We start from the raw sequence: 24,781 nt of genomic DNA on the forward strand, positions 1-24,781 counted from the left end.
GTATGCGGCGACTACGCCCCATTGAGTTCCCGCTTGCACGTAGCCGCGATGTGTTGAAGCGGATCCCATTCGGTAGCTCGTCAGGGACTACGAGACGAGGTCCCTATGCGCCGTTGGGCTGCGGCGCGTAGGCCCACGGCATCAGGGCGTCGATGTTGCGGTCAAGGTGGCCGTTGGCCAATTTCGTGAACAGGTCGCGCAGATAGGCATAGGGTTCGACGCCGTTCATCTTGCAGGTGGCGATCAGGCTGGCAAAGCGCGCCCAGTTCCGTCCGCCCTCGTCGTGACCGGCGAAGAGCGCATTGCGGCGATTCATGGCAGGGCTGCGGATGGCGTTCTCGACGAGGTTGGAGTCGATATCGACGCGACCATCGTCCAGGAACAGGCGGAAGCCGTCCTGACGCTTCAGCATGTAGGCCATCGCCTTGCCGAGGTCGGACTTGCGCGAGACCCGCCCGGCCTGCGCCTGCAGCCAGGCGAAGAACTCGTCGACCAATGGACGAGACAGTTCCTGCCGGACAGCCCGGCGCTGATTAGGATCCGAGCCACGGATTTGGTCTTCGATCTTGTAGAGCCTGGCGATGCGCAACAGCGCCTTGTCCACGATAGGCGAACCCTTCTTGGGTTTGGCCTTGATCAGTTTGCGTCGTCCATGCGCCCAGCAGAACGCCAGACGCAATGGATCGCCGCCCGTGCGTTTTGGTGTGGCAAGGTGAGTATAGGCGCCGTAAGCATCGACTTGGATCGTGCCGTTGAAGCCGTGCAATATTTCGGCGGCATATTCGCCTTTACGCCCGGGGCGGTAGTGGAACACGACACCCGGCGGCGCGGTGCCGTTCCAGCCACGGTCGTCGCGCAAGGCCGCCCAAAGGTAGCCAGTCTTGGTTTTTCCGCGCCCGGGATCCAGCACCGGGGCGGTGGTTTCGTCGACATAGAGCCGGGAGCTTTCCGACATCAGGCGCCTGCCCATATGATCGACCACGGGCGCAATCAGCGCGCCGGTCCGACCCATCCAGTCAGCCAGAACCGAGCGGTCGATCGGCACGCCGTGACGGGCCATGACCATGGCCTGGCGGTTCAGCGGCATGTGTTCGGAGTGCTTGGACACGGCGATCTGTGCCAGCAGCGCCTCGGTGGGCCAGCTGCCCTCCAGAAGATGCGCCGGGGCTTTGGCCTGCACCACACCCGCGCGCCCTTTGGGGCAGGCGTATTTCGGGCGGATCGTGACGATCACCTGATAGCGCGCCGGGATGTAATCCAGCCGATCGACCCGATCCTCGCCGATCTTGACCATGTCGCCACAACCGCAAGGGCAAGCAATGCTGTCTGGTTCGATGACACGCTCAACGCGCGGCAGGTGTTCCGGCAAGGCGCGCGCCTTGCGCTTCTTGCGCGGCGCCTTCTTCTCGGGATCGGTCTCGCTGGCCGCGATCTTCTCCTCGACCGCGGCAATCTGTTCTTGGGTCTCGGCGATGGCGGCTTCCAGATCCTCCAGCGCCAGTTCGAGCTGCGCGGGGTCCAGCTTTTCCGATTTCGGTCCGAACTTTGCATGTCGGTATTGTCCGACCTGGCCTTGCAGCTTCTCGATCAGGGCCTTCAGTTCGGTGATGAAGGCGTCCTTTTCGGCGACGACCGCCTGTTCATGCTGGCGGGCCGCACGCTCGACCGCCAGCTCGAATTGCGCGGCCTCGAACGCCTTCACAACCTCGGGCGGGAGGTCCGGAAACAGGCTGAGATCGAAGGGCTGCGACATGCGGATTCATAGCCGTTCCGGGCAGGAAAGGCCAATAAAACAACACCAAAACAGGTAAGTAAATCATCCCGCTGCAATGGGTGGGGCGACCCGCTGCGCAACGATCCGACGCCAGTCCAGACCTTCGAACAAAGCTTCGTGCTGGGCTCGTGACAGCCGCATTGTCCCGTCCTGAACCTTCGGCCAGGCAAAGCTGCCTTGTTCCAGGACTTTGTAGACCATCACGAGACCTGTTCCATCCCAAACCAAAATCTTCAATCTGTCGCCACGTTTAGAGCGGAACACGATCGTCACCCCGGAATGCGGATCCAGCTTCAGCTCGGTCTGCACGATCAGCGCCAGCGCACGATGCCCGCAGCGGAAGTCCACCGGGCGCGTCGCAATCAGGATCGGCTGACGTTGTCCCGCGACGATCACGGCGCACCCCGCAGCGCCTGCACCAGCGCAACCGCACGTTCCACCGCCACATCATCGGGAATGCGCAGTATCACATCGGACCCGATCTCGATCATCAACACCCCGGCGTCACCGGTCGCAGCCGCCTTCGAAGGAGATGAAACCGACTGACCCGCAGGCTCGGGCAGGATGGACAGCGGCACGAAGGCAGGCTCCGTCGCCTCCGCCTTCGGCGATCCATGAAGCGCGTCCATCAAGTGACTTGGCAGGGCCAGCCGACCTTGCCGTGCATGGCGACGCCAATCCGAAAGATGATGCGGAAGAATGTCATAGCGCGCGGCCACATCCACCACCCGGACACCGGGCTGCAGGCTTTCGGCAACGATCCGCGCTTTCACATCATCCGGCCAATGCCGCTTGCCGCGCCGCCGAGGTTCAACAACCTCACACCGCCCCATGAACCCATCACCACCATCCGCCATGTGATACCTCCATCTGCTGACGCAGACCTTGTCGCAGGCACGTCACGCGTCAGAAACACATCAAATCAATGGGCCGGAACCGCCGCATACGGTGTTCTTCGCGTCCCAAGCTTCGCCGATTACCTCCGCCAGTGCTGTCGGATCATCGCCCGCGGCTTCTTCCGCCGCATCAAGCTCCGCAAGGTCGGACTTCCTGCGGCGGCGCTTCAATGACTCGCGTTTGAGCGCAATGTTGCGCTTCTGGATGGCAATGATGCGCGCGTCAGCGATTTCGCGGAGATCTGCATGACCGACTGGGAAAAGGTTCAGATGGCTGCGCGAGGGGTCGACGTGCGGGGTCTCGCCCTGCCGTTTGCCATGGGCTTCGATCCCGCCGAGACCGTATGTGCTGACGCGTTCGAAGCGTAGCACGATGAGGTTTTTTGCCTTCTCCATGATGGCGAATTACGCCCCGGCACGGGCTATCCGAAATTTCACGACGAAGATGCCCAGGAGCCTTCAGAGGATCCCATCCCGCAGGTGCGCTCAACTCTTTACTCACTATAGAGCTGAGCGCACCGCCGTTGGCTCCTTGCTCTCAGCTCTTTCGTTCGCCCGGGGCGCTGCCCCGGGACCCCGCGCCTCCGGCGGGGCGCCCGCGCAGCGGGCGGCCTCTCGGGAGGTCGTTCCACACTCCTCCCGCCGGCTGGCATCCCACCTGTTCGCGCTCCCCGCGCCGGCCGAGGAGAGGGCGCCCCTCTCCTGGACCTCTCCCATTTCGCTGGATGGGCCATGAATACTGCAGGCTAAAAATCGATCTGGCATGCCCAGCTTGGCACTGCATTTCCCATCGCATCCCCTCAGTGAGATCCGATGGGAAATGCAATGCCATGGAAATCAATACTGAACTCATGTGTCGCCGCAAATCGATCGCAGGTGATCTGGGCGGCGTCGCAGCCTGGTGCCGATACCGACACCACGGCTATCCAAGATACACGCTGATCGCGGCAGCCATGATTGTCGAGCATCGAAAGTTGGCGCTCGAACCAAGCATTGCCGAGAAGCAATGCAACTTCGATTCACTGCCAATTCTTCAAACCGCCAGCGAAGCATTGAGCTCGCTCGGCTACAAGCCAATTCCGGCCACTTGGCCGCGCATGGCGCCCGGCATCCTGGTTTTCGAAGCACCGCTTTCCACACACGAGCAGATCCGGGCTGTCGACCATTTTCTGCGCGTTGGACTGCCAAGCCACTGAACGAATGGCAGGAAGAGAACTACCCGACGCGCTGCTGTCGAAGCCGGTCTTTCTCGACGAGACCGGCTTCGAGATCAGCGCATTCGAAATGACTTCAGGATACGCCCTCTTGAGGGATGGAGGCACAATTGCGGACTGGAACACCCGCGCCTCCCGGCCTCTGCCCGTCGACGGATTGCATCCGCTCGACGGCCCCATCGCGTCCTCCTGCGTGATGGGTCTTGAAAGAAAAGGCACCGATAGTTCCGAGCGGCATGGTGCCGCTCAGCGGCTGCCAGGAGGTCCTGAATGGGCAATCAGCAACTCGTTACAATCGATCCGCGGACCGGCGTCCCTCGCTGGACGGCACACCGTCTGACGCGGAGTTTTCTCGAACGCCATGGGTCGGGTCTCGATGATCTCCTCCGCAGATTCCCCAGCGTTCCCGGTCCGGCATTCCGGTCTGCGATCGAGCGATGCCTCACGCCGAGCCAGACCACGCCCGAACTCTGCATCGCCTTGGATGAGGCAGTGGACACACTCCTCGCACTACAATCGGAACCGATCCGGCCGCTACCGACGGACGCTGGGAAACGTCTCAATGTGGATACCGGCCTGAGGTGGTATGCCGCCCGGTTGCGTGACCTGGCCCAAGCAGCACGACACATGTGATCCAGTATTGGCCTGTCGCGGTGATATCCGCGGCGGGCCGTCACCGGACATTGCGACACTGGGTCGGAAGGATATCGAACCCTGATCAAATTCACCTCCATGCGACCGGTGCTCGTCGCATCTCCTCAAAAATGAGGAGCCATAAATGCCTGCTGCAAGACCATCCAAAGCCACCATGACCAACGCTCTTGGCGCAATTGTCGCGGCCGGGCTGACACCCGCCGCTCTGAGTATTGGGCCCGACGGTTCATTCAGGGTCGAGGTCATTAACGGCTCCGTCGGGGAGATTGAACAATCGACCGCAGCCAACGAAAATCAACCTGAAAAGTTTGAGGACCTGCAGTGAAACTGGAAGAGGATTACCCCGGCCTCCTGCTGGAAAAGACGCCCGCCGGGAATCCACGCTGGCGCGTCCGTGTTACTGGCATCAAGAAGCGCCGGATCACCTTGGCGGTTGCACCCGACCACCCGGATTTCAAGGAACACTATGACGCAGCGCGTCGTGGAAAAAAGCTTCAGGTTCAGGCTCCGAAGAAGGCTGCACGCGGAACGCTGGATGAGCTGCGGGAGAAATATTCCGCAGCTCTCGCAGATATGGTCGCGAACGGCAAGTTCACCAAGGACACAATGGACAGCAGGCTCCGCGGGTTAACCCAAGCCTGCGACGTAACCCTCAAGGCTCGTCGTATGGGCGCGTTGCATGTCGATCTTCCGAAGGAAGGCTTCGTACATATCATGGACAGCTTCGGCCCGCGGACAGGGGCGGCAGAGACATGCCTGAAGGCTCTGAAGGCTGCGTATCTCTGGGGTGAAGATCGCGGGTACCCGAAGGATTCCGCGGTCCACAGGGTTGCCAGCCCACATTCCGGGAAGGGCGGTGCAACCGCTTGGACCGAAGGTGACGAGACCAAATTTCTCTCAGAACATGGTCGCGGGACGATGGCCCGGCGGTGGTTCTATCTTTCGAAAAACATGGCCGGGAGGATCGACGATATTGTCGACATCGGCCCCGAAAACATCAAGCTCAAGAACGGCCGAGCATACCTTGGCTGGCAGCCGAAGAAGAAAGGTTCGAAGTACGTCCTCGTTCCCCTGATGTGGGAACTTGCCGAAGAGTTGGAACTGGGTGGCTGGCACGAGACAGCCTTCATCCTGACCGCAGCCGGACTTCCATTCAAATCCAAGAACTCCCTCAGCAACCGGATTGCGAAATGGGCGGTTCAGGCCGGCTTGACCCGCGAAGTCGAAGTTGAAGACAAAAAGACCGGCGAGAAGGTGATAGAGAAACGGGCCACACGCTCTCAGCATGGTATCCGTAAGGCGACGGCTCACGAACTGGCCCAGTCTGGAGCGAATGTCTACGAAATCGCGGCACGCCTGTCGCATTCCGACTTCAAGTCGTCGGCACCCTATGTCCAGGATGTAGATCGCGAGCGGCTTGCGGAGTCCGGCTTCGACCGTGCGGAGAAGGCCCGTCAGGCCCGAGGTGTCCCACGCCCCGAAAACCGTGGGACACCTGATGGCTCAGGACCCAGTAAAATAAGGCTTTTGGAAGGAAAGTGGCAGCCCGTAGGGGAATCGAACCCCTCTTTCCAGGTTGAAAACCTGGCGTCCTAACCGATAGACGAACGGGCCACGCTTGGCGTGAGGCGGTGTTTAGGCAAAGCCTGCGATGCGTGCAAGTAGAAATTTCACTGTTTGTTGCCAAATTTTTATTCGACGTCGGGTCAGGCTGTAAACTTGCGGATTTTAAGGGAAATGCGGCGGAAGATCAGGCGTTATTGCGCCTTTGCGGCATCATCGAGGCGCAGTTGGGCTTTGCGCTTGCCACCCCATTCGTTGATTTCCAACCGTCCGGCGAGATGAAAGCGGGCGCCGCCGTGATTCTCCAGCGCGTCCCCAAGTGGGCCGTCATAGGCCCCAAAGCAGATTGCGTCGATTCTGGGGCCTGTTCCGTCAGAAAAACTGAGCCGCAGATGCGCAGAGCCGACGCGCTTTGCATAGCGGATCTCGACCGAGGGGAAGGCGTGACGCGGGGCAGGGGCACCAGCGCCGAAAGGGCCGGCATTGTCGAGCTGGTCGATGATCTCTGGCGTGGCGGCCCCCGGCATCAGCGTGCCGTCAAGCCGAAGGTCGGCAGGGCCCGCATCACCGGCCCCCTGTTTGGCCAGCAGATCCGACAGCCGCGCCATCGCCTCGTCCAGCTTGTCGCGGGCGACCGTGAGGCCTGCCGCCATCTTGTGGCCGCCGCCCTTGAGGAGCAGCCCTTCGGCGGCAAGCCTTTGGATCGCCGCACCAAGGTCCACGCCCGCAACGGAACGGCCAGAGCCTTTGCCCTCGTCCCCGTCCAGCCCGATGACAATGGCAGGCCGGTTGCTGGCCTCCTTGAGGCGGCTGGCGACGATGCCGACGACGCCGGGATGCCAGGCTTCGCCCGCGGCCCAGACCAGCGGCGCGTCAAGCCCGCGCTCTTCGGCCTGCGCCATCGCGGCGGCGCGCACCTGATCCTCGACCTCGCGGCGTTCGGTGTTCAGCGCATCCAACCGGTCGGCCATGGCCTGCGCCTCTTGCGGGTCGCGGCAGGCCAGAAGCCGCGCGCCCAGGTCGGCCTTGCCGATGCGCCCGCCTGCATTGACGCGGGGACCAAGGACAAAGCCCAGATGGTGACTGCTGGGCGCGCTGGTCAGCTTTGCCACGTCCGCCAGGGCCACAAGGCCGGGGCGGTCTCGCCGCGCCATCACCCGCAGCCCTTGGCGCACCAGCGCGCGGTTGACGCCGATCAGCGGTGCCACATCGGCCACGGTGGCCAGCGCCACCAGATCCAGCATCGCCATCAGATCCGGGCCTTGCTGACCGGCCTCTCGCATCTGCCGGTTGGTCTCGACCAGCATTAGGAACACCACGGCAGCGGCACACAGATGTGCCAGATCGCCGGATTCGTCCTGCCGGTTGGGATTCACCACGGCCAGCGCCGGGGGCAGGTCTTCGGCACCGAGATGGTGGTCCAGCACGATCACATCCGTGCCCTTGGCGGCGGCGATCGGTTCGAAGCTCAGCGTGCCGCAATCGACGCAGACAATCAGGTCGTGATCTTTGGCCAGCGCCTGCATGGCGGGCACGTTGGGGCCATAGCCTTCGGTGATCCGGTCGGGGATATACAGCGTGGCCTGACGGCCCATCGCGCCCAGCCAGTCCAGCAAAAGCGCGGCGGACGCGCCGCCATCCACATCGTAATCGGCGAAGATGGCGATCCGTTCAGCCCCGGTGACGGCGGCCAGAAAGCGTGTCGCGGCCGGTTCCATATCGCGCAAGGAACGCGGGTCCGGCAGCAGGCTGCGCAATTGCGGGGAAAGATAGGCCTGCGCCTCGGACGCGGGAACGCCCGCGCGCGCCAGAACGGCACAGATCGGACGCGGCAGGCCGGTCTGTTGCGCCAATGCCTCGGCCTGGCGCTCTGCCTCGCCCGAGGGGCCGACCCAGCGGCGGCCCGTCAGGGATGTTTCGACATTTAGATAGGCCATGATCCTCCGTCAGGTCCGCCCCGGACCCGGTGTTGCAGGCGCGCCTGAAGGTCCGACCGGATGCCCGGTCAGCGTGTCGGGTTGCGGTAGGTCATGCGCCGCACGGACCCGGTTTTGGACCGCATCAGGATCGTTTCCGTGGTCAGATAGCCGACCTCGCGCTTGATCCCGGCCACGAGAGAGCCGTTGGTCACGCCGGTCGCGGCAAAGATCACATGGTCGGTGACCAGATCGTCGCGGGTATAGACGCGGTCCAGATTGGTGATCCCGGCCTTGGCAGCGCGGCCCTTTTCGTCATCGTTGCGGAACAGCAGGCGGCCGAATATCTGCCCGCCCATGCATTTCAGCGCCGCCGCCGCAAGCACACCTTCGGGTGCCCCGCCGGACCCCATATACATGTCGATGCCGGTCAGGTCGGGTTCGGCGCAATGCATCACGCCGGCCACGTCGCCATCGGTGATCAGGCGGATTGCCGCACCGGTCCGGCGCACTTCGGCGATCATGTCTTCGTGGCGCGGGCGTTCCAGAATACAAACGGTGATGTCGTCGGTCGAACAGCCCTTGGCGGATGCCAGCGCATTGACGCGGTCCATCGGCGACATATCCAGCGTCACCACACCCGGTTTGTAGCCCGGTCCGATTGCCAGCTTGTCCATATAGACGTCCGGCGCGTGCAGCATCGAGCCGCGCGGCCCCATGGCGATGACAGTCAGCGCGTTGGGCATGTCCTTGGCCGTCAGGGTGGTGCCTTCCAGCGGGTCCAGCGCAATATCCACGGCCGGGCCGGTGCCGTTGCCGACCTCTTCACCGATGAACAGCATGGGGGCTTCGTCACGCTCGCCTTCGCCGATCACCACGGTGCCCTGAATGTCGAGTTTGTTCAGCTGGTCGCGCATGGCGTTGACCGCAGCCTGATCGGCGGCTTTCTCATTGCCGCGACCGATCCAGTCGGCGCTGGCGATGGCAGCTTGTTCTGCCACCCGTGCCAAGCCAAGCGAAAGCATACGGTCATTGAAATCAATATGAGAGGTCATCTGGAAATCCTTCAGGAACGGCGTTGCTGCGATGTAGCCCAACGGGGGGCAAACAGACAAGGCCGGTATCGCTAACGCCGGTGCACAAGCCTTGCGTCCCAAGGAGCACCGCCAACGCACAAACGACTGACGCAGATTGTCTTCTGCATCTGTCGCGGGGCGCGTGGCGGGCCTTGGTGGCGCACTCCGTCCGGAGGCCAGGACCACAGCCCAGGCGCGCCCGACCCGCATTCATCCGTGGCCGGGCGCGTTGTGGATCGTGGCGAGTCAGGCTTCCTCGATGCGCAGGGCGACGGGGGCCTCGGCCAGCGCTTTTGTGGCGGGCATGGCGACGAGCGCCTCGTCCAGCGACGCGCGGGTTGTCTTGTGCGTCACGATCAGAACCGGCGCTGTGCCCGAGGAATGCCCGTATTGGCGCATCCGGTCGATCGAGATACCGGCCTCGCCCAGTGTCGTGGCAATCTTGGCCAGCGCGCCGGGGCGGTCTTGCAGGCACATCCGCAGATAATACGGGGCAGGTGCCGTGGCGCGGGCCGGCGTGACCGGACGCAGGGTTGTCGCGGGTTGGCCAAAAGTTGACAGGCGGGTGCCGCGCGCGATGTCGACGATGTCACTCAGCACCGCGCTGGCGGTCGGGCCTTCACCGGCACCGGCGCCGCGCAGGACGATCTGGCCGACCTGATCGCCTTCGATCACGACCATGTTGGTGCCGCCCTCAAGCTGCCCCAGCGGAGAGCTGTCCGGCACGAGGCAGGGCGACATGCGCTGTTCCAATCCGCGCCCGGTCAGTTGGGCGACGCCCAGCAGCTTGATGCGATAACCCATATCGGCGGCCTGGCGGATATCCTCGATGGTGATCTGGCCGATGCCTTCAAGCTCCACCTCGGAAAAGGCCACCTGCGTGCCGTAGGCGATGGAGGCCAGCAGCGCCAGCTTGTGACCCGCGTCAATGCCGCCGACGTCAAGTTCGGGATCGGCTTCGAGAAAGCCCAGCTGGTTGGCCTCTTCGAACACTTCGTCATAAGACAGGCCCGCCGATTGCATGCGGGTCAGGATATAGTTGCAGGTGCCGTTCATCACGCCCATGACGCGGGTGATCTCGTTGCCGGCAAGGCCTTCGGTCAGGGATTTGATGACCGGGATGCCGCCTGCCACGGCCGCCTCGAAACGCAGCACGGCGCCTGCGCTTTCGGCCGCCTCGGCCAGTGTCTGGCCATGCAGCGCCAGCATCGCCTTGTTGGCGGTGACCACATCCTTGCCCGCGGCAAGGGCTGCCTCTGTCGCGGCCTTGGCAGGGCCGTCGCTGCCGCCCATCAATTCCACGAACACATCCACATCGTCGCGAGTGGCGAGGGCGACGGGATCATCCTCCCACGCATAGCCGGTCAGCGAAACACCGCGATCCTTGTCGCGGGTGCGCGCGGAAATCGCCGAGATCGTGATCTCGCGCCCGGTGCGCGATTGCAGCATTGCCGCCTTCTGGCGGATGATCTTGACGACACCGACACCGACGGTCCCCAGACCGGCAATTCCAAGGCGCAGGGGGTCTGACATCGCGGGGCTCCTGTAAAATCTTTATGGCTTGGCGGCGATGTAGCGGGTTCGCAGGCGGGGTGCAACGGCGGGCGGTGCCCGTGTCAGCCTTCGACAACGCCGCGCGCCATCCGCGACCGGGTGCCGCTGTCGATGACCGGGCCGCGCAGGCGGTCGGCGCGGGCGCGCAACCGTGCCACGCGGGCTGCGAGATCGCCCATTGCCTCGGGCGTTGCGCGCGGATCGCCTTCCTCTGTCAGAAGCGTGTCCAGCGGCAAAAGGCGCGGGTAGGCGGCGGACTGGATTCCCGGTGTCTGTGCCGCCTCAAGCTCTGGAAAGCTGGTGCATCCGGCAAAGGATGCAAGGGTCAGGGCTAGGATCAGGCGCATCGGCGGGGCGGCTCCGGTAGGGGCAGGCGATCTGGACTGCCCCCGTCATGCCCCAGACACGCGGTTTGGGCAAGTCGGGCTTTGATCTGAACGGCTGTTCAGTTATCAGGGGGTATGGCACGCACGACAGGTTCCCATTCCGAAATCACCGGCCCGCGCATCCGCGCAGCGGCACTGCGGCTTTTCGCCCGGCACGGCTATGCTGCGGTCTCTATGCGGCAGATCGCGACCGAGGTCGGCGTGCAGGCGGGCGCGCTGTATAACTACACCGCCGACAAGCAATCGCTGCTGTTTTCGCTGATGCGTGGCCATATGGACGAGTTGCTGGCGGCACATGCGGCGCTTGGGCAGGGTGGTACGCCCACGGACCGGCTGGAGCGGTTCACCCGCTTTCACATCAGCTTTCACACCGACCGGCCCGAAGCTGTGTTCATTTCCTACATGGAGCTGCGCAGCCTGGAGCCGGAGAATTTCCGGATCATCGAGGCGTTGCGACGGGAGTATGAGGATGCGCTGGAAAGCATCCTGCGGGACGGTATGGCGGGCGGTGCCTTCACCATTGCCGATCCGAAGATCGCGACGCTGGCGGTGATTGCCATGCTGACAGGGGTGAACACCTGGTATCGCAGCGCCGGGCGCCTGTCGCTGGACGAGGTCGAGCAGGTCTACTGGGACATGGTGCATCGCAGCGTGACGGGCTGACGTGGCGGCGCAGACCATCTCTGCGCCGCCAGCGGACGTCAATGTGCCGCCTTGATGAACGTGCCGTTGCGCAGGTCGCGCATGGCCTGTTGCAGCTCGGCTTGGGTGTTCATCACGATCGGGCCGTGCCAGGCGACGGGTTCCTGAATCGGCGCGCCCGAGATCAGCAGGAAACGCACGCCTTGCTCGCCCGCCTGCACGGTGATGCTGTCGCCGGTGCCAAAGCGCACGAGCGTCCGGTCGCCGGACATGTCGCGGATGTTCAGCTCTGCGCCGCCCACCTCTTTTTCCAAGAGCACGCCGGTCGGGGCCGAGGCATCCGCGAACGCGCCAGACCCTTCGAAGACATAGGCAAAGGCGCGGCGATAAGTGTCCACCGGCAGGGTCTTTTTCACGCCCGCAGGCACATAGACGTCCAGATATTGCGGATCGGCGGCGATGCCGTCCACCGGGCCGTTCTTGCCCCAGAACGAGCCGACGATGACCTTCACGCGGGTGCCGTCATCGTCGATGATCTCTGGGATTTCCTTGCCTTGGACATCCTGATAGCGCGGCGCGGTCATTTTCAGCGACGAGGGCAGGTTCGCCCAAAGCTGAAAGCCGTGCATCTGCCCGTTGGCGTTCCCCTTGGGCATTTCCTGATGCAGGATGCCAGAGCCGGCGGTCATCCATTGCACATCGCCCGCGCCCAGCGACCCGGTATTGCCCAGACTGTCGCCATGATCGACAGAGCCGTTCAGCACATATGTAATGGTCTCGATCCCGCGATGGGGGTGCCACGGAAACCCTTGCAGGTAGTGGTCCGGCACGTCATTGCGGAAATCGTCGAACAGCAGGAACGGGTCCAGCTCTGATGGATCCTGAAAGCCGAAGGCGCGGTGCAGATGCACGCCTGCGCCCTCCATCGTGGGGGTTGCCTTGCGGGTTTCCAAAGTCGGTCTGAGGGACATTGCACGTCTCCTTCCAAGTGTTGCTGGACGGAAGGTAAGGGGCGTCGGGCCTTGCGACAATCCGCGAGGCCCGAACCGCGTATGTGCAAAGACGCACAGCGGTGCGGCCTCTCGCCTTCCTGCCGCCGGTACGCTATGCGAAGAGTGGCGGGGCCGGACATGGCCCCGACGTTTCGAAAAACAACTGAAAATGACGGGCGCAAACCGCCGCAGGGGGGCAGGCATGCAGGACGAGATTGTGGCGCAGGCTGGTGCCTCTGCCGGACGGCGGGTAATTGGCGTGGGTATCGTGGCAGCACTTGGCTTGCTGCTATTATACGTTGCGGTAACGACGGCCATGGGCCCGGTCTGGCAGGTGTTGCTGGTGGCGGTCGGGGCTCTGTCGCTATGGGCGGCTCAGGTGATGTGGCAGGCAACCGCGTTGACGCTGCATCTGACCCGCGAGGAATTGCGTGACAGCGCCGGGACGTTACTGGCACGGGTCGAGGATATCGTCACGGTGGAGCGCGGGGCGTTTGCCTTCAAGCCGTCCAACGGGTTCATGCTGAAAACCGTAGACAAGCAACCCCGTGGCTGGAAACCGGGCATCTGGTGGCGCGTTGGACGTCGGGTTGCCATTGGCGGCGTCATTCCGTCTGCCGAGGCAAAATTCATGGCCGATATGATAACCGCGATGAAGACGGGACAAATCTGACCTTTCAGCGTTAGCCGGAGGGCGCGGATCTGATCTGCGATATTGATGATTTCCCATAATCTTTGCGGGCTTTCGTGGCGGCGGCCTGCTGGGCCGCATCCGGTGATTTGTCCGGCGGCTCGATGGAATCCCGGACGCGGTTCTGCGGAAAGAGCGTCTTATTTCATGATATTGCACCGATCATGGTCAATTGTCTCGACACGGGCGACAATGGCAGCGCACAATGAAGCGTCGAAGGAATTCGACACAGTGTGTGACAGTATCGAATAGCGCTCGTCTTAACCGCTTTGTTACCCGCGCATGGGACAGCTTGCGGAAGGATGCGCAGCTTGCATGACCATGGAGGGGCAGATGCAGCCAAAGAACGAACCGACATTCCGGCAAAGCGTGGATATGATGTTCAATCGTGCGGTCGCGAAGATGGATCTGCCGCCGGGGTTGGAAGAAAAAATTCGCGTCTGCAATGCCACCTATACCGTGCGTTTCGGTGTGCGCCTGCGCGGGCAGATCCAGACATTTGTCGGGTATCGCTCCGTGCATTCCGAACATATGGAACCGGTCAAGGGCGGTATCCGCTACGCGACCGAGGTCAACCAGGACGAGGTTGAGGCGCTCGCGGCGCTGATGACCTATAAATGCGCGCTGGTGGAGGCCCCGTTCGGCGGCTCCAAGGGCGGGCTGTGCATTGATCCGCGCCAATACGAGGAACACGAGCTGGAGCTGATCACCCGGCGTTTTGCCTACGAACTGGCAAAGCGCGATCTGATCCATCCCAGCCAGAACGTGCCGGCCCCGGATATGGGCACGGGCGAACGTGAAATGGCCTGGATTGCCGATCAATATGCGCGGATGAACACCACCGACATCAATGCGCGCGCCTGTGTGACCGGCAAGCCGCTGAACGCGGGCGGGATCTCTGGTCGGGTGGAGGCGACGGGCCGGGGCGTGCAATATGCGCTGCGCGAGTTCTTCCGCGATCCAAAGGGGCTTGAGAAGGCGGGCCTGACCGGCAAGCTGGACGGAAAGCGCGTCATCATTCAGGGGCTTGGCAATGTGGGCTATCATGCTGCCAAATTCCTGTCCGAAGAGGATGGCTGCAAGATCACAGGCATCATCGAACGCGACGGCGCGCTTGTGAACGAGGCCGGTCTGAACGTCGAGAATGTGCGCGAGTGGATTGTCGCCAATGGCGGTGTCACCGGCTATCCGGACGCGACCCATCACGCCGAAGGGGCCGCGGTGCTTGGCGCGGCCTGCGATATCCTGATCCCGGCGGCGCTGGAAGGGGTTATCAACCTTGGCAATGCCGCGGGTATCCAGGCCCCGCTGATCATCGAGGCGGCGAACGGTCCGATCACTGCCGGGGCGGACGAAATCCTGCGCGAAAAGGGCATCGTCATCATTCCCGACATGTATGCCAATGCCGGTGGTGTGACGGTGTCCTATTTCGAATGGGTCAAGAATCTCAGCCATATCCGCTTTGGCCGGATGCAGCGGCGTCAGGAAGAGGCGCGCCATCAACTTGTCATCGACGAGTTGGAGCGTCTGGACCGCTATCTTGGCGATGCCTGGTCGATGACGCCAGAGTTCAAGACCAAGTACCTGCGCGGCGCGGACGAACTTGAACTGGTGCGCTCGGGTCTGGATGACACGATGCGGGTTGCCTATCAGTCAATGCGCGACGTCTGGCACGAGCGTGGCGATGTCGAGGATCTTCGCACCGCCGCATATCTGGTGTCGATCACCAAGGTCGCCGCAAGCTATCGCGCCAAGGGCTTGTGAATCGATTGCCCCGCCCGGATCCGGGCGGGGCAATCGGGTGATTTGAAATCAGAGCAGAAAGTCGCCGGCAGTCAACGCGCTGATGCCGGTCAGGGCGATATTCCCATCCGCCACCCCGTCGCCGTCCACATCGAGCAGCAGGACGGTGTTGGTGCCATCGGTCCAGTATCTTGCCTGCCCCGCCGCCGAAAAGGCATCCGTGCCGATAAAGCTGAAAGCCTGGTTCCCGGCGATCGTATTGTTGGCGTCGATCAGGGACAGATCAATCATGTCCCCGGCACCGAAATCGGCGATGCGATCGCGCGTTCCCGGTCCGGAATGGCTTTCGCCAGTTGCCGCAAAGACGAAAACGTCAGCGCCAGCGCCGCCATAATGCACGTCCGCGCCAAGACCGCCGGTCAAGGTGTCGGCACCCGCGCCCCCCACCAGGATGTCAGCCCCATCCTGCCCGTTCAGCAGATCGTTGCCATTGCCGCCCTGAAGCAGATCGTTGCCATCGCCACCATAGGCGGAATCATCGCCCAAGCTGCCGTTCAGCGTGTCATTGCCATCGTTGCCCGACAGCACATCATTGCCGCCATATCCCAACAACAAATCGTCTCCACCACCGCCACTGACAGTGTCGCCACCGCCATAGCCACGAATGGTGTTGTTCGCGGCATTACCGATCAGGGTGTCCCCAAAGTTGCCGCTGCCAAGGATGTCCTCAAAGCCAGAGAAGATGTCCGTCCCTTCGCCCCCGCCGATCGCCTGGGCCACGTCTTGAGCCGAAAGGTCAACGGTGACACCGCCAGTGGCAAAATAGTAGTTCAGCGCGTCGATGCCCGCGCCGCCGAAAAGGGCGTCATCGCCCGCACCGCCGCTGACCGTGTCATTGCCCGCACCCCCCAGCACGGTATCGGCACCGTCGCCGCCTGCAAGGAAATCGTTCCCATCTTCGCCCCGCAGCAGGTCGTTATCTTCCTGCCCGTAGACCACATCATCGCCCACTCCGGCCCATACGGTGTCATTGCCGGTGCCACCGAAGATCCGGTCGTTTGCGGTGATGGAGCTTGTGACCGTATCGCCAACGATATAATCGTTCCCGTCGCCGCCATAAAGCGTGTCATTGCCGTCGTCGCTGATGATCACATCGTCGCCGCCGCGTCCGCCCACGAAATCGGAATCGCTTCCGGTCCGGATCGTGTCATCGCCGTCCAGAGTCAGGATCGTATCAAATCCTTCACCGCTGAGGGTCAGATCGAACGTGTCGATATTGCGAAACCGCAGGTCGTGGCTGCCGTTGCCCCAGCCTTGGTTGTCGGGATCCGCATTCAGATTGTAACCGGTTGCGGCGGCGCTTTGAATGCTAAGCAGATCGCCGCCCGCAAGAGAGGCGGTAATCGTTTCCGCGTCCATGACGCCATCTGCCAACGATTCCCAGATGAGAAAGGTATCGCCCCCAAGCGTGGAGCCGTTGAGCGTGTCGTCACCTTCGCTGCCCAGAATCGTATGAGCGCCGCCAAGGACGCCGTCGACAAAATCATCGCCTTCGCCGGGTTCCATCCGATCATTCGCAAGGCCTGAAACCAGCGTATCATCGCCAGCGAAGCCTCGTAGGGTGTTGGAAAAAAGTAGATTTACCAACAAGTTGTTACCGCTGTCACCATCAATCGACATGTACAAGCTCCTTATGTTGTCCTTTTGACCCTACGGTTGCGTATCTTGATTTTCAATCTTCCGAAAGGTGTTTTCGGATGATGCTGTGTCAAAAACTTGACTCAAATATGTCGGTAATGTGTCGGCCTCGTTGAGTAGGTTAAGAAATTGTTTATAAAACAAATTGTTGAAGTGGTCTGGGTAAGATCCGAGATTCGGATGTTTTTTTGGGCAACCCGACAGTGCAAGATTTTTTGCCGCCATGTGGCGCGGGGTGCCGGGCATGATCATGCGCTGGTGCGGCCGGCATTTCGGGTTGGGACAGAGGGTCAGCGCGGACGCGGGGACAGGATGACCTGCGGGGCATCCATCGGCTGGACTTTGCCCGCGCCTGCACCGATATTCATGGCATGAGCCTGCCACCGAACTTTCTGGATGAATTGCGCACCCGGCTGAGTCTGTCTCAGGTCGTCGGGCGCAAGGTCATGTGGGATCAGCGCAAGTCCAATCAGGGCAAGGGCGACATGTGGGCACCATGCCCGTTCCATCAGGAAAAATCCGCCAGTTTTCACGTCGATGACCGCAAGGGATTCTACTACTGCTTTGGCTGTCACGCGAAGGGCGATGCCATCTCTTTCGTGCGCGAGACCGAGAATGTCGGCTTCATGGAGGCGGTCGAGATTCTTGCCGGCGAGGCCGGAATGCCGATGCCCGCGCGCGATCCGAAGGCGCAGGAAAAGGCCGATTTGCGGACCGAGCTGACACAGGTGATGGAGCAGGCGGCGCAATTCTTCATCATGCAGCTGAAAACCGGGGCAGGGGCGGCGGCGCGGGACTATCTGGACCGGCGGCGCATGACGGATGCGACGCGCGACAGCTTCGGCATCGGTTTTGCGCCCGACGGCTGGCAGGGGCTTTGGGACCATCTGCGCGGCAAGGGCGTGGCCGAACAGATGATCCTTGATTGCGGCTTGGCCAAGGCCTCCAACAAGGGTGGCAAGCCCTATGACACGTTCCGCAACCGCATCATGTTCCCGATCCGCGATGCGCGCGGGCGATGCATTGCCTTTGGCGGCCGGGCGATGGACCCCAATGACAATGCCAAATACCTGAACTCTCCGGAAACGCTGCTGTTCGACAAGGGGCGCAATCTTTACAACATGGGGCCTGCGCGACAGGCGTCCGGCAAGGGCGCGCCACTGATCGTGGCCGAAGGCTATATGGATGTGATCGCGCTGAGCGCCGCCGGTTTTGGCGCGTCCGTGGCACCGCTTGGCACAGCCGTGACCGAAGAACAGTTGCACCTGATGTGGCGGATCTCGGACGAGCCGCTGATTGCGCTGGATGGCGACACGGCGGGCATGCGCGCCGCTTACCGGGTGATCGATCTGGCGCTGCCGCTGCTGGAGGCCGGAAAATCGCTGCGTTTCGCAGTCATGCCGCCGGGCAAGGATCCGGATGATCTGATCCGTGCGGACGGGGCCACCGGGCTGCAAAAGGTGCTGGATGCCGCGCTGCCGATGGTCAGCCTGCTGTGGCAGCGCGAAACAGAAGGCCAGGTCTTTGACAGCCCCGAACGCAGGGCCGCGCTGGACAAGGTGCTGCGCGAGAAGATCAAGCTGATCCGCGACCCGTCGGTGCGTGGGCATTACGGTGAGGCGATCAAGGAATTGCGGTGGGAGCTGTTCCGCACAGCGCGCCGGCCCCAGAAACGGCAGGGCGCGTTTCGTCCGGCCAGGGTGGCGGGCAAATTCGGCGCGCCGTCCTGGCAGGTTGAAAAAGGGGCCGGGGATTCGGTGCGCAACTCCATGCTGGTAGCGGCAGGCGAAAGCGCCGAAACCCGCCAGCACGAGGCGGTGGTCCTGGCCGCTTTGGTGACCTGTCCCGCTCTGATCGAGGAGTTTGAGCCGGAGCTGGAGCGGATGCATTGCGCCGATCCGACCCATGCCACCCTGCGCGATCAGCTATTACGTCATGCCGGCAAGGATGTAGACGCTCTGCGCGCCGAGATTCTGCACCATCTTGGGCCGGAGCCCCTTGAAACCCTGCTCTCGGCGCGCCATGTGGCAGTCACGCCTTGCATTCGTCGGCCCGGCAACACGGATCTTGCCCGGATGACCGTGGCCGAGCAATTGGCAAAACTATCGGCCCGCGCGGGGCATCAGGCCGAACTGGCCGAGGCGGAGGAAGATCTGGAAGGGCTTTCGGATGAGGCGGTGACCTGGCGTTTGGGGCAGGCGGCAAATGCCCGCCACCAGGCAGAGCGCAGCCAGCAGAAGGACCGCGTGGAATATGATGTCGGCCCCAACGGCGCGCGAATCGATCGCGATGAACGCAGCGCTCTGAACGCGCTTCTGGAGAGAATTGAATACGCCAAGCGTGGCAGGTAAATGCATCTTGGTAAGTAAACAGTAAAGAAAATGCGGCTATACGGGTGTGCGAATCACCGAATCGCGCTATTGATTCGGACTGAACGAATCGCCCTAGTAGAATCGCCCGCTCAGACCAGCCCCTGACAGGAGCCCCGAATGGCAGCCAAAGATACAAACACTGACGACCGCACTTCGGAAGACCGGGACGGCGAGATCTCTCTCGACATGAGCCAGGCCGCGGTCAAGAAGATGATCTCTGACGCGCGCGAGCGTGGTTACATCACCTATGATCAGCTGAACGAGGTGTTGCCCCCCGATCAGGTCAGTTCCGACCAGATCGAGGATGTGATGTCGATGCTGTCCGAGATGGGCATCCAGGTCACCGAAGAGGATGAAGAGGCCGAAGAGGACAAAGGCTCGACCGAACTGGCGACGACCTCGCAAGCCAAGGAATTGGCGCTGGCCTCTGGCACGGGGGAGAAACTGGACCGCACCGACGATCCGGTGCGTATGTATCTGCGCGAAATGGGCTCTGTCGAACTGCTCAGCCGCGAGGGCGAGATCGCCATCGCCAAGCGGATCGAGGCCGGCCGCAATACGATGATCGCCGGGCTTTGCGAAAGCCCGCTGACCTTTCAGGCGATCACGATCTGGCGCGACGAATTGCTGTCCGAGGACATTCTGCTGCGCGACGTCATTGATCTGGACGCAACGTTCGGCACCCAAATGGGCGAAGACGGCGATCTGACAGAACCGGTTGTGCAACCGTCCGGGCTGGGCAGTGTCGTCACGCCTGTGACCCCCGCCGCCGCGCCCGCCGCCCCTGCCAAACCCAAGGCCGAGGAGCAGGAACTGGATGCCGATGGCAATCCGATTTCCAACGACGATGATGACGACGAGGACGAACAGGCCAACATGTCGCTGGCCGCGATGGAAAGCGCGCTGAAGCCGCGGGTCCTGGAAACGCTCGACCAGATCGCGCGGGATTATGAAGACTTGTCCGCGATGCAGGACAGCCGGATCTCGGCGACGCTGAACGAGGACGGATCGTTCTCGAAGGGCGATGAGGCCACTTATCAAAAGCTGCGCGCCGAAATCGTGCTGCTGGTCAACGAATTGCACCTGCATAACAACCGGATCGAAGCGCTGATCGACCAGTTGTATGGCATCAACCGCCGGATCATGCAGATTGACAGCGCGATGGTGAAGCTGGCCGATCAGGCCCGCATCAACCGTCGCGAATTCATCGACGCCTATCGCGGGCGCGAGCTGGACCCGAACTGGCTGGAAGAGATGGGCGAAAAGGCCGGTCGCGGCTGGCAGATGTTCATCGAACGCTCGACCGACAAGGTAGAAGAGCTGCGCTCTGACATGGCGCAGGTCGGCCAGTATGTCGGTCTGGATATCTCTGAATTCCGTCGCATCGTGCAGCAGGTCCAGAAGGGCGAAAAAGAGGCGCGCCTTGCCAAGAAGGAAATGGTCGAGGCAAACCTGCGTCTGGTGATCTCGATTGCCAAGAAATACACCAATCGCGGGCTGCAATTCCTTGATCTCATTCAGGAAGGCAATATCGGCCTGATGAAGGCCGTGGACAAGTTCGAATACCGTCGCGGCTATAAGTTCAGCACCTATGCGACATGGTGGATCCGTCAGGCGATCACCCGGTCCATCGCGGATCAGGCGCGCACGATCCGTATCCCCGTGCATATGATCGAGACCATCAACAAGCTGGTCCGCACCGGCCGCCAGATGCTGCACGAGATCGGCCGCGAACCCACCCCGGAAGAGCTGGCCGAAAAGCTGCAAATGCCGCTGGAAAAGGTCCGCAAGGTGATGAAGATCGCCAAGGAGCCGATTTCGCTGGAAACGCCGATCGGCGACGAGGAAGACAGCCAGCTTGGCGATTTCATCGAGGACAAGAACGCGGTTCTGCCGCTGGAAGCCGCCATTCAGGACAACCTGAAGGAAACCACGACGCGGGTTCTGTCGTCGCTGACGCCGCGCGAGGAACGCGTTTTGCGGATGCGCTTCGGCATCGGCATGAACACCGATCACACGCTTGAAGAGGTGGGCCAGCAGTTCAGCGTCACCCGCGAACGGATCCGCCAGATCGAGGCCAAGGCGCTGCGCAAGCTCAAGCACCCGTCGCGGTCGCGCAAGCTGCGGTCCTTTCTGGATCAGTAAACGCCCCGTCAGCATCGGGATCGGATGGCCAGGCCGCGAAAGCGCCTGGCCATTTTCTTTTCGCCAAAGACAACACCGCGGACACAAGCAAACGTGTGGCACGGGCGTGCAACAGGCGGTGTTTTTCGCAACCGTGGACATTGCCGATGCGAGGCAACTGTGTCAAAACGGATCGTAAACATCTGAACGAGCGAGTTTAGTACATGACCGATTTCTCGACCCGCCGGACCTTGATGGTGGATTCACAGATCCGCCCTTCCGATGTCACCAAGTTTCCGATCATTGATGCGATGCTGTCTGTCCCGCGCGAGGCATTCGTGCCGCGCGAAAAGCGCGAAGCGGCGTATATGGACGGCAACCTCGATCTTGGCGGTGGCCGTGTGCTGCTGGAGCCGCGCACGCTGGCCAAGATGCTGGACACGCTGGATATTTCAGGGGATGAGCTGGTTCTGGATGTGGGGGCGGCCTATGGCTATTCCTCTGCCATCATCGCCCGAATGGCCGAGGCTGTCGTGGCGCTTGAGGATGATGAGACACGCGTGGAAGAGGCGCAGGGCCTGCTGACCGAACATCACGCCGACAGCGTGATCGTGCAAAAAGGGTCTTTGGTCGAGGGCGCGCCGGAACACGGGCCCTATGACGTGATCATCGTGCAGGGTGCAGTTGAAAACCTGCCGGACGCGTTGGCCGAACAGTTGAAGGATGGCGGGCGCATCGCGGTTCTTTTTGCCGAAGGGACGCTGGGCACAGTCCGCATCGGTTATAAATTCGACGGTCGCATCAGTTGGCGTTTTGCATTCAATGCATTCGCGCCGGTGCTGCCGGGCTTTGAACGACAAGAGGAATTCGCGCTCTGACCGCGTGACGACCACTGTAGAAACGACCTGAAAAACGGGCATAGCATGAGGCGAGCATGGTAGGAACAGCGTTCAAGAAGAAGTTGGCGGTGGGTCTTGCAGCCCTTGTGCTGGCGACACCGGGGGCAACCTCAGCGGATACTTTGGCAGATGCGCTGGTCGGTGCCTACAACACGTCCGGCCTGCTGGAGCAGAACCGCGCCCTGCTGCGCGCCGCTGACGAGGATGTCGCGGCGGCCTATTCGGCCCTGCGCCCGGTGGTTGACTGGACCGCGCGGATCAACCGGACCTTTGGAAACAGCGCCTCGGCCAATTCGGGGTTCCGCACCGTTGGCAGCAGCAACACCTCCGCGACCTACGAATTGTCGATCCAGCTGACACTGCTTGATTTCGGACGCACGCGGCTGGCGATAGATTCCGCCAAGGAATCGGTTCTGGCGGCGCGTGAGGGACTTGTCACGGTTGAACAAAACGTGCTGCTGCGCGCGGTCGAAGGCTTCATGGGCGTCCGCAGCGCCACCGAAACCGTCGCCTTGCGGCAGAACAACGTCCGTCTGATTACGCAAGAGCTTCGCGCCGCCAATGACCGCTTTGAGGTTGGCGAAGTGACCCGTACCGATGTGGCGCTTGCCGAAGCGCAGCTTGCCGGCGCGCGCTCTGCTCTGGCTTCTGCGCAAGGGACTTTGGCGCAGGCGCAGGAAGAATATGCTGCGGTGGTCGGGCGCAGGCCCGCCACGCTGGTGCCGCCGCGGGCCATTCCCGAGATCCCGGCCAGTCTGGAACAAGCCAAGGCGCTTGCCGTGCGCAACCATCCAGACATGAAACAGGCGCAGCGAGAGGTCACTGTGGCCGAGCTGAACATCCAGCGCGCCAAGGCGGAATTCAACCCGACCGTCACGCTGAACGGCTCTTACGGCGTGACCGAGAATTTCCAGTCCGAGGCGCAGACTTATGGCGGCAGTGTCGGCGTCACAGCGACGTCCCGGCTGTATCAGGGCGGTCGCCGTTCTGCGCTATTGCGTCAGGCGCAGGCACGCCGGGATGCGGCGCGTTCCAACCTGCATGTCGTGCAGGTCGGGCTGCAACAGGCTGCCGGCAACGCATGGGCTTTCCTGCAATCCACCCGCGCCGCACGCGATGCCAGTGCCCGCCAGATCCGCGCGGCAACTGTTGCCTTCAATGGCGTCCGGGAAGAGGCGAAGCTGGGGGCCCGCACAACGCTGGACGTGTTGAACGCCGAACAGGATCTTCTGGATGCACGCGCCACATTGATCACCGCCACGACGGATGAATATGTGGCCGCCTATACCTTGCTTTATGCGGCGGGTTTGCTGACGGCGGAGCATCTCAATCTTGGCGTCCAGCAATATGACCCATCGGCCTATTACAACCTCGTCAAGGACGCACCGCATGTCAGCCAGCAGGGCAAGAGCCTGGACCGGGTTCTGAAGGCTTTGGGCAAGAACTAGACCCGTCTCTATCGGTTGTAAGAATCTCTGCTGACCGATAGAGTTTTCGGCAGGCAAGAGTGGTAGAGAAATGTCTGATCGGGTAACGAATGTCGAAACAGAGGACGTGTTGTCCTCGGTGCGCAGGCTGGTGTCCAGCGGCACGCACAAGCCGCCAAGGGCGGGTGATCTGCTGTTGCTGACACCGGCGCAGCGGGTGCCGGGCGGTGCCACGGATGGCGACAAGGCGGCTGTCAGGCCCACACGGAAAACGGCGACTGAAACCGCAAAAACGCTGGCTGGCTACGAGGCCCGGACGCCGGGTCCGGTTGGGTCGGGCAATGCCTCGCCTCGCCGCGAACCAGCGCCGGGCGTTTTCATTCTCGGGGATGCTGCCAGACTTGATCGCCCCGCCGACAAACGGGATGCGGACGCTTCAAAGCCCGGTATCGACACATCCTGGAAGCGCAACGGGGCGTCAGGTCCGTCGGTGGCGCAGGACGTCGCGCAAGGGATGTCCGGTTCAGATGTGTTTGCCTTCATTCCGTCTGACGACCGCAGCGGAAAAAACGGGCTGCCCGAAAGGGGAACGTCGCGCAAGGATCAACCTGCGACCCGCGCCGCCGCCTCTGAAAACCCCGCCAGTGACGTGGCGGCAGAACCGGCACCCTCTGCCCGCGCCTCCAGTCTGGAAAGCAAGATTGCCGAGTTGGAGGCGATGGTCGCACAAGGTGGCGCTTCCTGGGATCCGGCCACCGAGGAGGAGGCAGAGCCTCGGACCGGTACGGCCCAGCGGTCTGCCATGTCTGTTCGTCAGGCAGCTTCAGGGCAGGCCCCCTCGGGCCGGGCGCAGGCGATCAGCGGTGAGATCCACACCGACAGGCACGACAGTTTGCTGCCCGCAGACGGCACCGTTCTGGACGAAGCGATTTTGCGAGAAATCGTTTCAGAGATCGTGCGCGACGAGCTTCAGGGCGTGTTGGGCGAGCGGATCACCCGCAACGTCCGCAACCTTGTCCGGCGCGAGGTCAACCGCGCTTTGTTGGTCCAGGATTTCAACTAAGCCAACGTGCTGGCGGCGAAGGTCATGCATCCATCCCCGATGCCAACCCACAGGTTTTAAACAAAAAAGCGCGCCCCGGATCAGGGGCGCGCTTTTT

Annotated in this window: 22 protein-coding genes and 1 tRNA gene; 11 read left to right on the top strand and 12 right to left on the bottom strand. The window is 62.2% G+C overall.

Annotation, left to right across the window (positions count from 1 at the left end; genetic code table 11):
- Positions 1-103 precede the first annotated feature (103 nt).
- The 4 genes from tnpC to DMZ65_RS16845 all read right to left on the bottom strand — a co-directional run bounded on the left by tnpC (position 104) and on the right by DMZ65_RS16845 (position 3,066).
- Positions 104-1,753 carry an IS66 family transposase gene (gene tnpC, locus DMZ65_RS16830; RefSeq protein ID WP_116599223.1) on the bottom strand — a complete coding sequence of 550 codons (1,650 nt, stop codon included), beginning with the start codon at positions 1,751-1,753 and terminating at the stop codon, positions 104-106.
- A 63-nt stretch (positions 1,754-1,816) separates the two neighbouring features.
- Positions 1,817-2,170: an IS66 family insertion sequence element accessory protein TnpB gene (tnpB, locus tag DMZ65_RS16835; protein WP_108693780.1), complete on the bottom strand. Its 354-nt coding sequence runs from the start codon at positions 2,168-2,170 to the stop codon at positions 1,817-1,819.
- On the bottom strand, positions 2,167-2,631 hold the full coding sequence (gene tnpA / locus DMZ65_RS16840) for an IS66-like element accessory protein TnpA (protein ID WP_116599222.1): 465 nt from the start codon (positions 2,629-2,631) through the stop codon (positions 2,167-2,169). The genes tnpB and tnpA overlap by 4 nt, the downstream gene beginning before the upstream one ends.
- 60 nt (positions 2,632-2,691) lie before the next feature.
- On the bottom strand, positions 2,692-3,066 hold the full coding sequence (locus DMZ65_RS16845; protein WP_116599951.1) for a plasmid recombination protein: 375 nt from the start codon (positions 3,064-3,066) through the stop codon (positions 2,692-2,694).
- A 434-nt stretch (positions 3,067-3,500) separates the two neighbouring features.
- Between DMZ65_RS16845 and DMZ65_RS16855 the strand changes: the two genes are divergently transcribed.
- From DMZ65_RS16855 to DMZ65_RS19540, 3 genes are all read left to right on the top strand, one after another.
- A complete protein-coding gene (locus DMZ65_RS16855; protein ID WP_116599953.1) occupies positions 3,501-3,866 on the top strand; it encodes a hypothetical protein in 366 nt (121 codons plus the stop codon).
- Between the two features lie 4 nt (positions 3,867-3,870).
- Positions 3,871-4,224, top strand: a complete 354-nt coding sequence (locus DMZ65_RS16860; RefSeq protein ID WP_116599954.1) for a hypothetical protein — start codon at positions 3,871-3,873, stop codon at positions 4,222-4,224.
- Between the two features lie 468 nt (positions 4,225-4,692).
- The gene (locus DMZ65_RS19540) at positions 4,693-4,863 is read left to right on the top strand and encodes a hypothetical protein (RefSeq protein WP_157960667.1); all 171 of its coding nucleotides are present in this window, start codon (positions 4,693-4,695) and stop codon (positions 4,861-4,863) included.
- Between the two features lie 572 nt (positions 4,864-5,435).
- On the opposite strand, the gene DMZ65_RS16870 is transcribed toward DMZ65_RS19540, so the two are convergent.
- The 6 genes from DMZ65_RS16870 to DMZ65_RS16895 all read right to left on the bottom strand — a co-directional run bounded on the left by DMZ65_RS16870 (position 5,436) and on the right by DMZ65_RS16895 (position 10,994).
- Positions 5,436-5,825, bottom strand: a complete 390-nt coding sequence (locus DMZ65_RS16870) for a hypothetical protein (RefSeq protein WP_198662723.1) — start codon at positions 5,823-5,825, stop codon at positions 5,436-5,438.
- A gap of 252 nt (positions 5,826-6,077) precedes the next feature.
- Positions 6,078-6,152: transfer RNA gene (locus DMZ65_RS16875), tRNA-Glu, on the bottom strand.
- Between the two features lie 143 nt (positions 6,153-6,295).
- Positions 6,296-8,038: a single-stranded-DNA-specific exonuclease RecJ gene (gene recJ / locus DMZ65_RS16880; protein WP_116599957.1), complete on the bottom strand. Its 1,743-nt coding sequence runs from the start codon at positions 8,036-8,038 to the stop codon at positions 6,296-6,298.
- 68 nt (positions 8,039-8,106) lie between these two features.
- Entirely contained in the window at positions 8,107-9,072 is a 966-nt protein-coding gene (glpX, locus tag DMZ65_RS16885) for a class II fructose-bisphosphatase (RefSeq protein ID WP_116599977.1), read from the bottom strand.
- Positions 9,073-9,339: 267 nt separating this feature from the next.
- The gene (locus tag DMZ65_RS16890; protein ID WP_116599958.1) at positions 9,340-10,626 is read right to left on the bottom strand and encodes a homoserine dehydrogenase; all 1,287 of its coding nucleotides are present in this window, start codon (positions 10,624-10,626) and stop codon (positions 9,340-9,342) included.
- Positions 10,627-10,709: 83 nt separating this feature from the next.
- On the bottom strand, positions 10,710-10,994 hold the full coding sequence (locus DMZ65_RS16895; protein WP_116599959.1) for a hypothetical protein: 285 nt from the start codon (positions 10,992-10,994) through the stop codon (positions 10,710-10,712).
- A 114-nt stretch (positions 10,995-11,108) separates the two neighbouring features.
- On the opposite strand from DMZ65_RS16895, the gene DMZ65_RS16900 reads away from it, so the two are divergent.
- A complete protein-coding gene (locus tag DMZ65_RS16900; RefSeq protein WP_116599960.1) occupies positions 11,109-11,696 on the top strand; it encodes a TetR/AcrR family transcriptional regulator in 588 nt (195 codons plus the stop codon).
- 38 nt (positions 11,697-11,734) lie between these two features.
- Here DMZ65_RS16900 and DMZ65_RS16905 read toward each other — a convergent pair whose 3' ends face one another.
- A complete protein-coding gene (locus DMZ65_RS16905; protein WP_116599961.1) occupies positions 11,735-12,646 on the bottom strand; it encodes a pirin family protein in 912 nt (303 codons plus the stop codon).
- 223 nt (positions 12,647-12,869) lie between these two features.
- On the opposite strand from DMZ65_RS16905, the gene DMZ65_RS16910 reads away from it, so the two are divergent.
- Together DMZ65_RS16910 and DMZ65_RS16915 are read left to right on the top strand one after the other, a co-directional pair.
- The gene (locus DMZ65_RS16910; RefSeq protein ID WP_116599978.1) at positions 12,870-13,340 is read left to right on the top strand and encodes a hypothetical protein; all 471 of its coding nucleotides are present in this window, start codon (positions 12,870-12,872) and stop codon (positions 13,338-13,340) included.
- 351 nt (positions 13,341-13,691) lie between these two features.
- A complete protein-coding gene (locus DMZ65_RS16915; RefSeq protein ID WP_116599979.1) occupies positions 13,692-15,122 on the top strand; it encodes a Glu/Leu/Phe/Val family dehydrogenase in 1,431 nt (476 codons plus the stop codon).
- 48 nt (positions 15,123-15,170) lie between these two features.
- Here DMZ65_RS16915 and DMZ65_RS16920 read toward each other — a convergent pair whose 3' ends face one another.
- The gene (locus DMZ65_RS16920) at positions 15,171-16,781 is read right to left on the bottom strand and encodes a calcium-binding protein (protein ID WP_116599962.1); all 1,611 of its coding nucleotides are present in this window, start codon (positions 16,779-16,781) and stop codon (positions 15,171-15,173) included.
- A gap of 389 nt (positions 16,782-17,170) precedes the next feature.
- Between DMZ65_RS16920 and dnaG the strand changes: the two genes are divergently transcribed.
- The 5 genes from dnaG to DMZ65_RS16950 all read left to right on the top strand — a co-directional run bounded on the left by dnaG (position 17,171) and on the right by DMZ65_RS16950 (position 24,684).
- Positions 17,171-19,150, top strand: coding sequence for a DNA primase (dnaG, locus tag DMZ65_RS16930; protein WP_116599964.1), 1,980 nt, complete (start codon positions 17,171-17,173; stop codon positions 19,148-19,150).
- A 138-nt stretch (positions 19,151-19,288) separates the two neighbouring features.
- Entirely contained in the window at positions 19,289-21,316 is a 2,028-nt protein-coding gene (rpoD, locus tag DMZ65_RS16935; protein WP_116599965.1) for an RNA polymerase sigma factor RpoD, read from the top strand.
- Between the two features lie 203 nt (positions 21,317-21,519).
- Positions 21,520-22,173 carry a protein-L-isoaspartate O-methyltransferase family protein gene (locus DMZ65_RS16940; RefSeq protein ID WP_116599966.1) on the top strand — a complete coding sequence of 218 codons (654 nt, stop codon included), beginning with the start codon at positions 21,520-21,522 and terminating at the stop codon, positions 22,171-22,173.
- Positions 22,174-22,229: 56 nt separating this feature from the next.
- Complete coding sequence (locus DMZ65_RS16945) at positions 22,230-23,642, top strand: TolC family outer membrane protein (protein WP_116599967.1); 1,413 nt, start codon at positions 22,230-22,232, stop codon at positions 23,640-23,642.
- Between the two features lie 70 nt (positions 23,643-23,712).
- Entirely contained in the window at positions 23,713-24,684 is a 972-nt protein-coding gene (locus DMZ65_RS16950) for a hypothetical protein (RefSeq protein WP_116599968.1), read from the top strand.
- Positions 24,685-24,781: the final 97 nt, after the last annotated feature.

The organism is Primorskyibacter marinus, from assembly GCF_003313245.1.
Classification (GTDB): Bacteria; Pseudomonadota; Alphaproteobacteria; order Rhodobacterales; family Rhodobacteraceae; genus Primorskyibacter; species Primorskyibacter marinus.

What these genes read in the sequence shown, in the direction of transcription:
- tnpA (WP_116599222.1), bottom strand. Translation starts at nt 2,631, where the DNA reads ATGGCGGATGGTGGTGATGGGTTCATGGGGCGGTGTGAGGTTGTTGAA.
- DMZ65_RS16940 (WP_116599966.1), top strand. Translation starts at nt 21,520, where the DNA reads ATGACCGATTTCTCGACCCGCCGGACCTTGATGGTGGATTCACAGATC.
- DMZ65_RS19540 (WP_157960667.1), top strand. Translation starts at nt 4,693, where the DNA reads ATGACCAACGCTCTTGGCGCAATTGTCGCGGCCGGGCTGACACCCGCC.
- glpX (WP_116599977.1), bottom strand. Translation starts at nt 9,072, where the DNA reads ATGACCTCTCATATTGATTTCAATGACCGTATGCTTTCGCTTGGCTTG.
- DMZ65_RS16895 (WP_116599959.1), bottom strand. Translation starts at nt 10,994, where the DNA reads ATGCGCCTGATCCTAGCCCTGACCCTTGCATCCTTTGCCGGATGCACC.
- tnpC (WP_116599223.1), bottom strand. Translation starts at nt 1,753, where the DNA reads ATGTCGCAGCCCTTCGATCTCAGCCTGTTTCCGGACCTCCCGCCCGAG.
- recJ (WP_116599957.1), bottom strand. Translation starts at nt 8,038, where the DNA reads ATGGCCTATCTAAATGTCGAAACATCCCTGACGGGCCGCCGCTGGGTC.
- DMZ65_RS16855 (WP_116599953.1), top strand. Translation starts at nt 3,501, where the DNA reads ATGGAAATCAATACTGAACTCATGTGTCGCCGCAAATCGATCGCAGGT.
- DMZ65_RS16860 (WP_116599954.1), top strand. Translation starts at nt 3,871, where the DNA reads ATGGCAGGAAGAGAACTACCCGACGCGCTGCTGTCGAAGCCGGTCTTT.
- DMZ65_RS16910 (WP_116599978.1), top strand. Translation starts at nt 12,870, where the DNA reads ATGCAGGACGAGATTGTGGCGCAGGCTGGTGCCTCTGCCGGACGGCGG.
- rpoD (WP_116599965.1), top strand. Translation starts at nt 19,289, where the DNA reads ATGGCAGCCAAAGATACAAACACTGACGACCGCACTTCGGAAGACCGG.
- DMZ65_RS16905 (WP_116599961.1), bottom strand. Translation starts at nt 12,646, where the DNA reads ATGTCCCTCAGACCGACTTTGGAAACCCGCAAGGCAACCCCCACGATG.
- dnaG (WP_116599964.1), top strand. Translation starts at nt 17,171, where the DNA reads ATGAGCCTGCCACCGAACTTTCTGGATGAATTGCGCACCCGGCTGAGT.
- DMZ65_RS16915 (WP_116599979.1), top strand. Translation starts at nt 13,692, where the DNA reads ATGCAGCCAAAGAACGAACCGACATTCCGGCAAAGCGTGGATATGATG.
- DMZ65_RS16870 (WP_198662723.1), bottom strand. Translation starts at nt 5,825, where the DNA reads ATGCTGAGAGCGTGTGGCCCGTTTCTCTATCACCTTCTCGCCGGTCTT.
- DMZ65_RS16920 (WP_116599962.1), bottom strand. Translation starts at nt 16,781, where the DNA reads ATGTCGATTGATGGTGACAGCGGTAACAACTTGTTGGTAAATCTACTT.
- DMZ65_RS16950 (WP_116599968.1), top strand. Translation starts at nt 23,713, where the DNA reads ATGTCTGATCGGGTAACGAATGTCGAAACAGAGGACGTGTTGTCCTCG.
- DMZ65_RS16845 (WP_116599951.1), bottom strand. Translation starts at nt 3,066, where the DNA reads ATGGAGAAGGCAAAAAACCTCATCGTGCTACGCTTCGAACGCGTCAGC.
- DMZ65_RS16890 (WP_116599958.1), bottom strand. Translation starts at nt 10,626, where the DNA reads ATGTCAGACCCCCTGCGCCTTGGAATTGCCGGTCTGGGGACCGTCGGT.
- DMZ65_RS16945 (WP_116599967.1), top strand. Translation starts at nt 22,230, where the DNA reads ATGGTAGGAACAGCGTTCAAGAAGAAGTTGGCGGTGGGTCTTGCAGCC.
- DMZ65_RS16900 (WP_116599960.1), top strand. Translation starts at nt 11,109, where the DNA reads ATGGCACGCACGACAGGTTCCCATTCCGAAATCACCGGCCCGCGCATC.